Raw genomic sequence first — 13,385 nt, 5'->3', positions numbered from 1 at the left:
GTGGCTGCGAGGCGGCTGGTCGGGCGCAGTGGCTATCGACCGGCGGCGATCCTGTTTCATCCCTACCGTAAGGAAGCGAATTGAAACTCAACCGATTTGGCGCCGTGCTGAGTGTCGTGAGCGCCGGCGCGCTGGCGTTGTCGGCATGCGGAAGCGACAACAACGGGACCGGCGCGAGCGCAACGAACGGCTCCTCGTCGGGCAACGTGAGCTGTGGCGGCAAGAAGGCCCTCAAGGCCAGCGGCTCCACGGCCCAGGCCAACGCGATGACCCGATTCGTCAACGCGTACGAGCAGGCCTGCCCCGGCCAAACGCTGAACTACACGGCCAACGGGTCCGGCGCGGGAATCAGCGAATTCAACGGTAAGCAAACGGATTTCGGTGGTTCGGATTCGCCGCTGGCGGCCAACGAATACGCCGCCGCGCAACAGCGGTGCGGTTCGCCGGCGCTGAACCTCCCGGTGGTCTTCGGCCCGATCGCCATCACCTACAACGTCGCGGGACTCAGCTCACTGAGCCTGGACGGCGCCACGGCTGCCAAGATCTTCAACGGCGCGATCACGACGTGGAACGACCCCGCGATCCAGGCGCTCAACCCGGGAGCCACCCTGCCGTCCGAGCCGATTCACGTCGTGTTCCGCAACGACGAATCCGGCACCACAGACAACTTCCAGAAGTACCTCGACGCCGCCTCCAACGGCGCGTGGGGCAAGGGCGCCGGCAAGACGTTCAAGGGCGGCGTCGGCGAGGGAGCAAAGGGCAACGACGGCACCTCGGCGGCGATCAAGGCGACCGAAGGCTCCGTCACCTACAACGAGTGGTCATTTGCTCAGGCGCAGAAACTGAACATGGCCAAGATCATCACCTCGGCCGGCCCGGACGCGGTGTCGATCAGTGCCGACTCGGTGGGCAAGACGATTGCTGGAGCCAAGATCGCCGGCCAGGGCAACGACCTGGTGCTGGACACGCTGTCCTTCTACAAGCCGACCCAGGCCGGCTCCTACCCCATCGTGCTGGCCACCTACGAGATCGTCTGCTCGAAGTATCCCGACGCCCAGGTCGGTACGGCGGTCAAGGCGTTCCTGCAGAGCACCATCGGTGCCGGGCAGAACGGCCTGTCCGACAACGGCTACATCCCCATCCCTGACGCGTTCAAGTCGCGGTTGTCTGCTTCCATCAACGCCATCACATAACCTGAAGTGGTCGTGACACGAGGAACAGCAATCAGCCCGTCGACCGCGGAAAAGCCGGCACTAACTGCGCTGAGTCAGCACGTGGGGCGGCGGGCTGATCGCCTGTTCAAGTTGATGGCCGCCGCCGCCGGCTCGACGATCGTGGTCGCCATCCTGTTGATCGCGGTCTTCCTGTTGCTGCGCGCCGTCCCGTCGTTGCGCGTCAACCACGCGAACTTCTTCACCAGCGCCATGTTCAGCACCAGCGACCCGAACAGGCTCGCGTTCGGCATCCGCGACCTGCTCATGGTCACGGTGCTCAGCTCGCTCAGCGCGCTGGTGCTGGCCGTCCCGGTCGCGGTCGGCATCGCCGTGTTCCTCACCCAGTACGCGCCGAAGCGGCTGGCGCGCCCCTTCGGCGCGGTGGTGGACCTGCTGGCCGCGGTGCCGTCGATCATCTTCGGGCTGTGGGGAATCTTCGTGCTCGCACCCCAGATCGAGCCGGTGGCCGCGTTTCTCAACCGGCACCTGGACTGGCTGTTCCTGTTCAAGCAGGGCAACGTCTCGCTCGCCGGTGGCGGCACCATCTTCACCGCCGGCGTCGTGCTCTCGGTGATGATCCTGCCCATCGTGACGTCCGTCTCGCGCGAGGTGTTTCGGCAGACCCCGCACATCCAGATGGAGGCGGCGCAGGCGCTGGGCGCCACCAAATGGGAGGTGGTGCGGATGACCGTGCTGCCGTTCGGACGCAGCGGTGTCATCGCGGCCTCGATGCTGGGGCTGGGCCGAGCGCTGGGTGAGACCGTGGCGGTGCTGATCATCCTGCGTTCGGCCGCCCGCCCGGGTAACTGGTCGCTGTTCGACGGCGGCTACACGTTCGCCTCGAAGATCGCGTCGGCGGCCGCCGAGTTCAGCTCACCGCTGCCGACGGGGGCCTACATCTCGGCGGGATTCGCGCTGTTCGTGCTGACGTTCATCGTCAACGCGCTCGCCCGCGCGATCGCCGGCGGCAAGGTCAACGGATGACCCGCGCCGGCGACGATGCAGAGCGAAGCGATGAGGAGCGGCGCTCGTGACGGTTGAAGCCCTGGACCGGCCGGTCAAGGTCGAGGTGTTCCGGCCGCTGAGCTTCCGGCGCCGGATCACCAACAACGCCGCGACGGTTTTCTTCCTCGCCTCGTTCTGCGTCGCGCTGGTGCCGCTGATCTGGGTGTTGTGGATCGTGGTCGAACGCGGCTGGTACGCCGTCACGCGGTCGGGCTGGTGGACCCACTCGCTGCACGGCGTGCTGCCGGAACAGTTCGCCGGCGGCATCTACCACGCGCTGTACGGCACGCTGGTGCAAGCCGGGGTGGCCGCCGCCCTGGCCGTGCCGCTGGGCCTGATGACCGCGGTGTTCCTGGTGGAGTACGGATCCGGGCGCCTGGTGCGACTGACGACGTTCATGGTCGATGTGCTCGCCGGGGTGCCCTCGATCGTGGCGGCGCTGTTCATCTTCAGCCTCTGGATCGCCACCCTGGGCTTCCAGCAGAGTTCGTTCGCGGTGTCGCTGGCTCTGGTCCTGCTGATGCTGCCGGTGGTGGTGCGCTCCGCCGAGGAGATGCTGCGGCTGGTGCCCGACGACCTGCGCGAGGCCAGCTACGCGCTCGGCGTGTCCAAGTGGAAGACCATCGTGCGGATCGTCTTCCCGATCGCGATGCCCGGCATCGTGTCCGGAATCCTGTTGTCCATTGCGCGGGTCATCGGCGAGACCGCGCCGGTACTGGTGCTGGTCGGCTACAGCCGCTCAATCAACGTCGACATCTTCCACGGCAACATGGCGTCACTGCCGCTGCTGATCTATACCGAACTCACCAACCCCGAACACGCTGGTTTCCTGCGGATCTGGGGTGCGGCGCTGACCCTGATCATCATGGTCGCCGTCATCAACATCGTCGCGGCGTTGATCCGCTTCCTGGCCACCCGCAACCGCTGACCCGACGGCGGGTCAGGACTTCGACGACGCCTTCTTGGCGGCTGTCTTCTTCGCGGGGGTCTTCTTGGCCGGAGCCTTCTTGGCGGGTGCCTTTTTCTCCGCGGCCTTCTTCGCGGGCGCCTTGCCGTTGCCGGAACGCGCCTTCACGCTGGCCTCCAGCTTGGCGAGCAGATCCGAGACGTCCTCGGTCTCGTCCAGCTCCTTCGGCTGCTCCTCGGTGGTAAACGCTTCTCCGCCTTCAAGTTTGGCCTGAACCAGCTCGTGCAGCTGTTCTTGGTAGTCGTCGTGGTAGCGGTCGGGGTTGAAGTCTTCGGCCATCGAGTCCACCACCTGGCCGGCCATCTTGAGTTCGGCCGGCTTGATCTCGACCTTCTTGTCCAGGATGGGGAAGTCCGGGTCGCGGATCTCGTCGGGCCACAACAAGGTGTGGATCACCATCACGTCGCGCTTGCCGAAGTCCTTGACGCGCAAGGCCGCCAGCCGGGTCTTGTTGCGCAGCGTGAAGTGGACGATCGCCATGCGGTCTGTCTCGGCAAGCGTCTTGGCAAGCAAGACATAGGATTTCGACGACTTCGAGTCCGGCTCCAGGAAGTAGCTGCGGTCGAACAGCATCGGGTCCACGTCGCTGGCCGGCACGAACTCCAGCACTTCGATCTCGCGGCTGCGTTCCTCGGGCAGCGTGGCGATGTCGTCGTCGGTGATGATGACCATCTGACCGTCGTCGGATTCGTAAGCCCGGGCGATGTCACGGTATTCGACCGCCTCGCCGTCCACCTCGCAAACGCGTTGGTAGCGGATGCGGCCGTTGTCCTTGGCGTGCACCTGGTGAAACTTGATGTCGTGGTCTTCGGTGGCGCTGTACACCTTGACCGGGACGTTCACCAGTCCGAACGCGATGGAACCCTTCCAGATGGAGCGCATGCAAGTCAGTATGCCCGTAGGGCTGCTGGCAAAACAGCACGACAGGGCTACGACCTGGGATTGTCCGCCCGGTCTTCGCCTATCGGGGTATGCGCTTAACGATGCGAAGCCGCGTCCAACGCAGCCCGATCCGGCAGGTCAGCTCCCGCGCGAGCGACGGTCAGCGCGGCGGACAGGCTCGCCGCATCCAGCGCCGTCGTCAGCGCGTCCACCGTGATCCCGCGCAAGTCGGCGCGCCGGTCGCCGCCCAGCGATCCCGATTCCCACAGCGCGTCGAGCAGACCGGCCATGAACGAGTCACCGGCGCCGACGGTGTCGACCACGCGCACCGCGCGCGTCGGCACCCGGGCGACGCCCGCCGCGCAGAAGGCCACCGCGCCCCGGTCGGCCATCGTCACCGCCACGATGGCCGGACCCAATCGCAGCCACGTTTGCGCGAGCTGCTCGGGCGGGCGAGCGGGGTCGATCCAGCGCAGGTCTTCCTCGCTGACCTTCACGATGTCGCTGCGCTCGATGAGGTGATCGATGCGTTCGACGGCCAGTTCCCGGTCGGCGATCAGCGACGGCCGAACGTTGGGATCGAAGGTGACCGTGGCCGAGACCCGATAGGTGTCGATCAGCGCCGCGACCGCGAGGCAGCCCGGATCCTGCACGGCGGCAATGGATCCGGTGTGGACGAAAAGAGGCGGGGCGACCGGCGGTGTCCCGGAGAGCCGCCAGTCCAGATCGAACACGTATTCGGCCGACCCGTCTTCGGCGATGGTCGACCGTGCGGTCGGCGTGCGCTGCGCGGTCCGGCTTTCCGAAACCAGTTGTACGCCTGCCGCTTCGACGTAGTCGACGATGCGTCGACCGTAGGGGTCGTCGGCGATCGAGGTCAGGAAGTCGACCTGGCGGCCCAGCCGGCCGAGTCCGACGGCGACGTTGAGCGGACTGCCGCCGACATGTTCGTCGCTGCCGACGATGTCGATCAGCGACTCGCCGATCACCAGCCCGCGGCTCATCGCACCAGGGCATCCAGCGTCGCGCGAGCTCCCTTGCTGTGCAACGAATCCAGCGCCCACAGGTACGCCTCGACGAAGCGTGGCTGATGGGCGAGATCCCCGAACACGTCCGTATTTTCGATGAACGCGGTCGGGTGGTCTCGTTGCGAGCGGGCGATCGGCACCAAGGTATCGGCCAGTTGGTCCACCACGTCGATCGGTGCCTCGTACTCGTCGACACCCTCGGTGTAGCGGGCCCAGCTTGCCACCACCGCCGATGCCAGCCGGACGGGCCCACCGCTCGCCAGGTTGTCGCGGATCACCGGCAACAGGAACTTGGGGATGCGATCCGACGAGTAAGCGCACAGCCGTTCGATGCTATCGGCAACTTCCGGGTTGGCGAACCGCGTCATCAATGTATCGGTGTACTCGACCAGATCGATTCCGGGCACGTCGTTCATTGTCGGGATAGCCTCGGAATTCCAGTAAGCGCGAAGCAATTCGGCGAGCGGCCGGTCGCTGATCGCGTCGTGGACGAACTGATGCCCGGTCAGGTAAGCGAAGTAACACAGGCACTGATGTGCGGCGTTGAGCAGCCGCAGCTTCATGGCCTCGTAGGGGGCCACGTCGTCGACCAGCAACACCCCCGCTTCTTCCAGCGGTGGCCTGCCGTCGGCGAAGTCGTCTTCCAAAACCCACGCCGCGTATGGCTCGGTCAGCACCGGCCACTGGTCGTCGATGCCGAAATCGTGCCGGACCGCCGCCGCCGCCCGCGGCGTGACGGCCGGGGTGATCCGGTCGACGGTCGAATTCGGGAATCGGGTGTTCGCCGTGATCCATTCGGCCAGGCCGTCGCAATCTTGCGCTGCCGCCAGGACAGTGTCCCGCGCGACGTGGCCGTTGTTATCGACGTTGTCGCAGGAAACGATCGTCGGTGAGCCGACGCCGCGGTCGCGGCGGCGCGCCAGGGCTTGTGTGATCAAGGAAAACGCCGGTCCGCCGGGCTGGTATCCGCCCTCGGTGATCGTCAGCGAGATGATCCGGGTGCTGGGTGCCGCGAGCAGTTCGATCACCGCCTCGGGATCGTCGGGCGCATAGCGGTAGTCGATGATCGACCCGATCACCCGCGCCTCGCGGCTGCCGTCGTTGTGCTCGACGACCAGCGTGTACAGGCCGTCCTGAGCGCGCAACACGTCGCGCATCCGGCGGTCCACGGGCAGCACCCCGACTCCGCAGATGCCCCAGTCCCGCGCCAGGCCTTGCTCGAGCAGCTGGTCGATGTAGACAGCCTGATGTGCGCGGTGAAAACCGCCGACACCGATGTGGACGATGCCGACGCTGACGCCAGCGCGGTCATAGCGGGGCGTCGGGACCGGTAGCCACCCTGCCACCGTGGCATTGCTGAGTTTCGTCGGGTGTTTGGTACGTGGTGGCGACAGCGCCATGGCATAGTTCTGCGTCACAGGGTCCTCATCTCACGACAACAACGCATCCGCCAAGGGGCGCCACGAACCGCGTCCGGATCCAGCTCGTGTCGACGGCACGCCTTGTTTGATTACATTGATTTCCTGCGGACTTGACTACCCCAAGCCAAGGCCAGACAACCAATTTCTGGATGGATTGGTCCGGGTCATCACGGCCGACGACAGCAGGACATCAGCAAGAGCACGCCACGAATCGGTGATCGCGACTGCGCCGGCTTCGATCAATTCTGTACGGCGGCAGTCCCGTTCGTCGGGCAGCACGAACATCAGGTTGCCGACGGTGGCATAGCCGGCCGCGACGGCGGACTTCACGCCGGCCACGGAGTCTTCGATGGCCAGCCCCTGTTCGGCCGCGACGCCCAATACCTGGCCGCAATGCAGATACACCGCCGGATCGGGTTTGCTTGTCGGCACCGGAAGAGAATCCTCCGCACTGAAGGTCACCGCTTCCGGCAGGAGCGAGTCGAGGCCGGTGGCGATGAAGCAGGCACGCAGACGCTTGGTGGCGCTGGAGCTCACGGCCGCGAGTGCGTAGCGCGCCGCGAGATCGCGCAGCGGCTCGAGCACCCGCGGATCGGGGGTCAGGGTCGCGGCCAGGTGGGCGGTGACCCGTTCACGCTCGTCGCGCACCCACTGCTCGAGTTCGTCGACGCACAGCGCGTTGCCGCTCGCCACGTCGCCCGCTGACGCGACCACCGCGGCGGGGCGGCCCTGGGCCAACGTCTGGTTGAGCGGCACCTCGCACTGCACCGCCAGGTCGAGAGCCGTGGTACGGAAGTTCTTCCCCACGGCGCGCTTGCGCAACTCCTCGGAGCTGAGCGGGGAGCTCACGCCGAACCTGGCCAGGAAACGATTGGTCACCTCGGTCGATGCTTCGAACGCCGGCCTCTCCGACCCGAACAGGTTGTCATCGGCGTCGCAGAGCAGGGTGGTGACCGGCGCCGGGTCGAATTCGCGCACGAAGGTCAAGCCCGCGGTCATCGTGCCACCAACTCCCGATGGTCGTGTCGCAGCGCGTCGCGCAGCGTGGGCAACACGCCGCGCGCGTCGATGTCCGCGATCATGTCGCCGAGGCGCTCCGCGAAACCGGGTACCGCCCGCACCTCGGCGAACATTTCGTGCCCCAACAGCGGATCGGGATTGCTGCTCGCCATGTTGGCCAACCTAGCCACCGGTATCGCCTGCGAGTCCTCGAGGCGCAGCTTTCGCCCCTGGAGGTCGTGGCCGCGCATGTAACGCGCCCACCCGGCGACCGCCAACATCAGCAGGGTGTGCGGCCTGCCCTGCGCGATCGCCTCCTGCAGGGAGGGGAGCACGAACGTCGCGATCTTGCTGGTTCCCCGGCGGGCGAGCCGAGACAGCTGGTCGCTCATACGGGGATTGCTGAGCCGGTCGAGCAGGGTGCGCCGGTAATCGGGTGTGTTCATCCCGGGCACCGGGGGCAGCAGCGGCTGGATCTCGTCACGCAGCAGCTTTTCGACGAAGTCGAAGATGATGCGGTCGCGCAGCGCTTCGTCGGTGCGCTGGTAACCGGCCAGGATGGCCAGGCACGCGAGCGCGATGTGGCTTCCGTTGAGAAGCCGGGTCTTGATCAGCTTGTGGTCGCTGACGTCGGCCACGAACTCGGCGCCGACCTCATCCAGCGGCGGCCGGCCGTTGCTGAAGGAGTCCTCGATCACCCACTGGCAGTACGGCTCGGTCACGACGGGCCATTTGTCGGCGACGCCGAACGTCTCCTCGACGAACTTGCGCTCCGACTTCGAGGTCTGCGGGGTGATGCGATCGACCATGGTCGACGGAAACGCGACGTACGTGTCGATCCAGCGGGCCAGCCCGGGGTCTTTCAGCGCGGCGAACGACACCAGCGCGGTCCTCGCCGGCTGGGTGTCACCGGGGATGTTGTCGCAGCAGAGCACGGTGAACGGAGCGATACCGGCGTGGCGGCGCCGGTCCAGCGCTTCGGCCAGGTACCCCCACGCGGTCGCGTAGTTGCCGGACGCGACGAGGTCGGCGCGCACGTCGGGGTCATCGGCGTCGAACTCGTCGGTGACGGGATTGAGGAAGTATCCGTTGCCGGTGATGGTCAGGCTGACAATGCGGGTTTGAGGATCGGCGAGGGCGGCGCGAACGGCTGCCCCGTCGTTCGGTGCGTAGTGCACGGAGCCGATCGAACCGACGACGCGGGCAGTTTGGCGATCGTGTCCTTGCTGGACCACGGTGTACAGCCCGTCCTGCGCCGACAGCAAGTCTTTGACGTCCGGGGAGTGGAGGCTGACGCCGGTAACCCCCCAACGATCTGAGATGCCCGAGCGGGCGAGGTCGTCGAAGTAGACGGCCTGGTGCGCCCGGTGGAAGTTGCCCGCACCGATGTGGACGACTCCGCGGCCGAGGGACGACCGATCGTAGGTTGGAACGTCGATTCTCCGGGAATGCAGTCGTAGGGTCGCATCGCTGAGTGGGACGCCGCTGTTTCGACGCCACGGGGAGGGGATCACGTCAAACATTCAGTGTCTGTGCCCCGGGTCGATCGCCAATCAACGTGTTCGTGGGTCATGTCACAAAATAAATCGGCGATGTGACGATTAGCCGTGGTCAAAGCGGTTAACACGCGCGAAACGCGTAGTTTGACAACATGGCACCGCGCGTGAAACTGACCAACGCCGAGAAGGTGCTCTATCCCGCCACCGGGACCACGAAGCGCGACGTCTTCGACTACTACACGCGCATCGCTGAGGTGATGATCCCGCACATCGCCGGGCGGCCGGCCACGCGCAAGCGCTGGCCCAACGGCGTCGACGAAGAATCGTTTTTCGAGAAACAGCTGGCCTCGTCGGCGCCCGACTGGCTGCCGCGCGCCAGCGTGACGCACCGGTCCGGGACGACGACGTATCCGATCATCGACAGCGTCGACGGGCTGGCGTGGATCGGCCAACAGGCCGCGCTGGAGGTCCACGTGCCGCAGTGGCGCTTCGTCGCGGAGTGGACCCGCAGCCGGGCCGAAGAACTGAAGCCCGGCCCGGCGACCCGCCTGGTGTTCGACCTCGACCCGGGTGAAGGCGTCACGATGGCCCAACTGGCCGAGGTGGCGCGCGCCGTCCGCGAACTGATCACCGGAATCGGGCTGACCACCTATCCGCTCACCAGCGGCAGCAAGGGCCTGCACCTCTACACGCCGCTGCAGGAGCCGGTGAGCAGCAAGGGCGCCACGGTGTTGGCCAAACGCGTTGCGCAGCAACTGGAAAAGACGATGCCTACCCTGGTGACGTCGACCATGACCAAGAGTCTGCGGGCCGGAAAGATCTTTCTGGACTGGAGTCAGAACAACGGCGCCAAGACCACCATCGCGCCGTACTCGCTGCGCGGACGTCAACACCCCACCGTTGCGGCGCCCCGCACCTGGCAGGAACTCGACGACCCGTCGCTGCGCCAGCTGCGTTATGACGAAGTGCTGGACCGGGTCGCCCGCGACGGCGATCTGCTGGCACCGCTGGACGAGGACGCACCGGCCCCGGACCGTCTGAGTAGATACCGCAGCATGCGTGACGCGTCGAAAACCCCTGAGCCGGTCCCTGCGGCGAAACCGGCTACGGGGCAAGGGAATAGCTTCGTCATCCATGAACACCACGCCCGCCGGCTGCACTACGACTTCCGGCTGGAACGCGACGGCGTGTTGGTGTCCTGGGCGGTGCCGAAGAACCTGCCCGAAACGACCTCGGTGAACCACCTGGCGGTCCACACCGAGGATCATCCGCTGGAATACGGCGGGTTCGAGGGCATCATCCCGAAGGGCGAGTACGGCGCCGGGAAGGTGATCATCTGGGACTCCGGAACCTACGAGGCCGAAAAGTTCAATGACTCCGCCGAAAAAGGGGAGGTCATCGTCAATCTGCACGGCAGCAAGATCTCCGGGCGCTACGCGCTGATTCAGACCAACGGCGACCAGTGGCTGGCGCACCGGATGAAAGATCAGAAGGTCTTCGACTTCGACACCATCGCCCCCATGCTGGCCACCCACGGTTCGGTGACGGCGCTGAAGGCGGGCCAGTGGGCGTTCGAAGGCAAATGGGATGGCTACCGGCTGCTGATCGAGGCCGACCACGGCGCCATCCGGATACGGTCGCGGCGCGGCCGCGAAGTCACCGGCGAATATCCCGAACTCCGTTCGCTCGCAGAAGGTCTCGCGGAGCACCACGTGATCCTCGACGGCGAGGCCGTCGTCCTGGACGCCTCGGGTGCGCCCAACTTCCACGAGATGCAGAACCGCGGCCGTGGCTCGCGCGTCGAATTCTGGGCGTTCGACGTGCTCTACCTCGACGGCCGCTCGCTGCTGCGGGCCAGGTACTCAGACCGGCGTAAGGTGCTGGAAATGCTCGGCGCCGGCAGCGATCTGATCGTTCCCGAGCTGCTGCCCGGCGACGGCGCGCAGGCGCTGCAGCACTCCGGCAAGCGCGGCTGGGAGGGGGTGATCGCCAAGCGGCGTGACTCCACCTACCAGCCCGGCCGGCGCTCGTCGTCCTGGATCAAGGACAAACATTGGAACACCCAGGAAGTCGTCATCGGCGGCTGGAAGGCCGGGGAAGGCGGACGCAGCAGCGGCATCGGCTCACTGCTGATGGGCATCCCGACCGCCGACGGCCTGCACTTCGCGGGCCGCGTCGGCACCGGGTTCACCGAACGCGACCTGAGCAACCTGAAGAAGACGCTGGCGCCGCTGCACACCGACAAATCCCCCTTCCACCCATCGCTGCCCCGCAGCGAAGCCCGGGGCGTGACGTACGTCGAGCCGGTTCTGGTCGGGGAGGTGCGCTACAGCGAGTGGACACCGGATAACCGGCTACGCCAATCGAGCTGGCGGGGGCTACGGCCGGACAAGGAAGCAAGCGAGGTGGTACGCGAGTGAAATGGGTTAGCTACCAAGGTGATGACGGCGAGCGCGTCGGAGTCCTCTCCGGCGACACCATCCACGCGCTGCCGGCGGGCGTGACGCTGCTCGACCTGATCGCCCGAGGCGCTGACGGATTGCGGCGGGCGGGGGAGGATGCGCAGCGGTCCCCGGCGGCGACCGTATCACTGGCCGACGTGCGATTGCTGGCGCCCATCCCGCGCCCGCCGTCCATCCGGGATTCCCTGTGCTTCCTCGACCACATGCGCAACTGCCAAGCCGCGCTGGGCGCCGGGCGCCTGCTCGCCGACAGCTGGTATCGCATCCCCGCGTTTTACTTCGCCTGCCCGGCAACCGTTTTAGGGCCCTACGACGACGCGCCGATGGCACCCGGAAGCGCTTGGCAGGACTTCGAATTGGAGATCGCCGCGGTGATCGGGTCCGGCGGCAAGGATCTCAGCGTCGAGCAGGCCGAACGGGCGATCATCGGCTACACCATCTTCAACGACTGGTCCGCGCGCGACCTGCAGCAGATGGAAAGCCAATTGGGAATCGGGCAGGGCAAGGGCAAGGACAGCGGTGTCACGCTGGGTCCCTACCTGGTGACCCCCGACGAGCTCGAGCCCTACCGCCACGGCGCCAAACTGGACCTTCAGGTCACCGCCCTGGTCAACGACACCGTCATCGGTACCGGGTCGACGGCCCAGATGGATTGGACCTTCGGCGAAGTCATCTCCTACGCCTCGCGCGGTGTCACGCTCAACCCCGGCGACGTCATCGGCTCCGGGACGGTGCCCACCTGCACGCTGGTCGAGCACCTCAATCCCGGTGCGCTGGAATCGTTTCCCGGATGGCTACGCGACGGCGACGTCGTCACGCTCCAAGTCCAGGGTTTGGGGGAGACCCGGCAGACCGTCCGCGCGAGCAGTGCGCCACACGCGTTGGCCGCGCGGCCCAACCCGGACGCCGCGCCCAGTGCGCCGCGGGTCAACCGGGCACCGGCCCGGGTGCCCTACACCCGTGGGCTGCATCAGGTCGCCGACCGGGTGTGGGCATGGACGCTGCCGGACGGGGGCTACGGGTGGAGCAACGCCGGGTTGATCGCCGGTGAGGGCGCGTCCCTGTTGGTGGACACCCTGTTCGACCTCGCGCTGACCCGCGAGATGCTCACCGCGATGCGGCCCATCACCGGGTCCGCACCGATCACCGACGCGTTGATCACCCACTCCAACGGCGACCACACCCACGGTAACCAACTACTCGACGCGTCGGTGCGCATCATCGCCGCGCAGGGCACCGCCGAGGAGATCGAGCACGGGATGGCGCCCGAGATGCTGGCCATGGCGCAAACCGCCAATTTGGGGCCGGTGGCGACCCCGTACACGCGAGAACGCTTCGGGCACTTCGACTTCAGCAACATCACGCTGCGCAACGCCGATCAGACCTTCGAGCGCAACCTGTCCGTCGCGGTAGGTGGGCGGCGAATCGACATACTGAATCTGGGTCCCGCGCACACGGCCGCCGACTCGGTGGTGCACGTGCCCGACGCGGGGGTGCTGTTCGGCGGCGACCTGCTCTTCATCGGCTGCACGCCCATCGTGTGGGCCGGCCCGATCGCCAACTGGGTCGCGGCGTGCGACACGATGATCGCGCTGGATGCGCCGACGGTGGTGCCCGGCCACGGCCCTGTCACCGATCCGGACGGAATCCGCGCGGTGCGCGGCTATCTCGTGCACGTCGCCGAACAGGCCGAGGACGCCTACCGCCGGGGCTTGTCGTGGGCCGAGGCCGCCGACACCATCGACCTCGGCGAGTACGCCACGTGGCTGGACGCCGAGCGCGTCGTCGTCAACGTGTATCAGCGATACCGTGAACTCGACTCGCAGACACCGCAATTGGAGGTCATGGCCCTGCTGGTGATGCAGGCCGAGTGGCTGGCCAAGCGGTCCGCGTGACGTGGCGCCTGCG

The 13,385-nt window shown here is 66.6% G+C and carries 10 protein-coding genes; 5 read left to right on the top strand and 5 right to left on the bottom strand.

Annotated elements, in window-relative coordinates; translation table 11 throughout:
• Positions 1-80: 80 nt before the first annotated feature.
• The 3 genes from pstS to pstA are packed head-to-tail and all read left to right on the top strand — an operon-like array spanning position 81 to position 3,147.
• The gene (gene pstS, locus ACYQ8K_RS08115; RefSeq protein ID WP_459967964.1) at positions 81-1,193 is read left to right on the top strand and encodes a phosphate ABC transporter substrate-binding protein PstS; all 1,113 of its coding nucleotides are present in this window, start codon (positions 81-83) and stop codon (positions 1,191-1,193) included.
• A 30-nt stretch (positions 1,194-1,223) separates the two neighbouring features.
• Positions 1,224-2,198, top strand: a complete 975-nt coding sequence (pstC, locus tag ACYQ8K_RS08110) for a phosphate ABC transporter permease subunit PstC (RefSeq protein WP_459968019.1) — start codon at positions 1,224-1,226, stop codon at positions 2,196-2,198.
• A 46-nt stretch (positions 2,199-2,244) separates the two neighbouring features.
• Positions 2,245-3,147: a phosphate ABC transporter permease PstA gene (gene pstA / locus ACYQ8K_RS08105; protein ID WP_459967963.1), complete on the top strand. Its 903-nt coding sequence runs from the start codon at positions 2,245-2,247 to the stop codon at positions 3,145-3,147.
• 12 nt (positions 3,148-3,159) lie between these two features.
• Here pstA and ku read toward each other — a convergent pair whose 3' ends face one another.
• From ku to ACYQ8K_RS08080, 5 genes are all read right to left on the bottom strand, one after another.
• Entirely contained in the window at positions 3,160-4,068 is a 909-nt protein-coding gene (gene ku / locus ACYQ8K_RS08100) for a non-homologous end joining protein Ku (RefSeq protein WP_459967962.1), read from the bottom strand.
• Between the two features lie 95 nt (positions 4,069-4,163).
• Positions 4,164-5,072 carry a carbohydrate kinase family protein gene (locus ACYQ8K_RS08095; RefSeq protein WP_459967961.1) on the bottom strand — a complete coding sequence of 303 codons (909 nt, stop codon included), beginning with the start codon at positions 5,070-5,072 and terminating at the stop codon, positions 4,164-4,166.
• Positions 5,069-6,496: a mannitol dehydrogenase family protein gene (locus ACYQ8K_RS08090; protein WP_459968018.1), complete on the bottom strand. Its 1,428-nt coding sequence runs from the start codon at positions 6,494-6,496 to the stop codon at positions 5,069-5,071. Before ACYQ8K_RS08090 ends, ACYQ8K_RS08095 begins: the two co-directional genes overlap by 4 nt.
• Positions 6,497-6,631: 135 nt before the next feature.
• Positions 6,632-7,516, bottom strand: a complete 885-nt coding sequence (locus ACYQ8K_RS08085; RefSeq protein WP_459967960.1) for an HAD family hydrolase — start codon at positions 7,514-7,516, stop codon at positions 6,632-6,634.
• Entirely contained in the window at positions 7,513-9,039 is a 1,527-nt protein-coding gene (locus ACYQ8K_RS08080) for a mannitol dehydrogenase family protein (RefSeq protein ID WP_459967959.1), read from the bottom strand. The genes ACYQ8K_RS08085 and ACYQ8K_RS08080 overlap by 4 nt, the downstream gene beginning before the upstream one ends.
• A 128-nt stretch (positions 9,040-9,167) precedes the next feature.
• Here ACYQ8K_RS08080 and ACYQ8K_RS08075 point away from each other — a divergent pair, with 128 nt between their 5' ends.
• Both ACYQ8K_RS08075 and ACYQ8K_RS08070 read left to right on the top strand, forming a co-directional pair.
• Positions 9,168-11,435 (top strand): ATP-dependent DNA ligase, encoded by a 2,268-nt coding sequence (locus ACYQ8K_RS08075; RefSeq protein WP_459967958.1) that lies wholly within the window; start codon positions 9,168-9,170, stop codon positions 11,433-11,435.
• Positions 11,432-13,372, top strand: coding sequence for a fumarylacetoacetate hydrolase family protein (locus ACYQ8K_RS08070; RefSeq protein ID WP_459967957.1), 1,941 nt, complete (start codon positions 11,432-11,434; stop codon positions 13,370-13,372). Before ACYQ8K_RS08075 ends, ACYQ8K_RS08070 begins: the two co-directional genes overlap by 4 nt.
• The last annotated feature ends 13 nt before the right edge of the window (positions 13,373-13,385 follow it).

Source organism: Mycobacterium sp. MUNTM1 (assembly GCF_054660795.1).
The sequence above is the reverse complement of the archived record's forward strand: the minus strand, read 5'-3'. Positions and strand labels throughout refer to the sequence as shown.

What these genes read in the sequence shown, in the direction of transcription:
- ku (WP_459967962.1), bottom strand. Translation starts at nt 4,068, where the DNA reads ATGCGCTCCATCTGGAAGGGTTCCATCGCGTTCGGACTGGTGAACGTC.
- ACYQ8K_RS08095 (WP_459967961.1), bottom strand. Translation starts at nt 5,072, where the DNA reads ATGAGCCGCGGGCTGGTGATCGGCGAGTCGCTGATCGACATCGTCGGC.
- ACYQ8K_RS08090 (WP_459968018.1), bottom strand. Translation starts at nt 6,496, where the DNA reads ATGGCGCTGTCGCCACCACGTACCAAACACCCGACGAAACTCAGCAAT.
- ACYQ8K_RS08085 (WP_459967960.1), bottom strand. Translation starts at nt 7,516, where the DNA reads ATGACCGCGGGCTTGACCTTCGTGCGCGAATTCGACCCGGCGCCGGTC.
- ACYQ8K_RS08080 (WP_459967959.1), bottom strand. Translation starts at nt 9,039, where the DNA reads ATGTTTGACGTGATCCCCTCCCCGTGGCGTCGAAACAGCGGCGTCCCA.
- ACYQ8K_RS08075 (WP_459967958.1), top strand. Translation starts at nt 9,168, where the DNA reads ATGGCACCGCGCGTGAAACTGACCAACGCCGAGAAGGTGCTCTATCCC.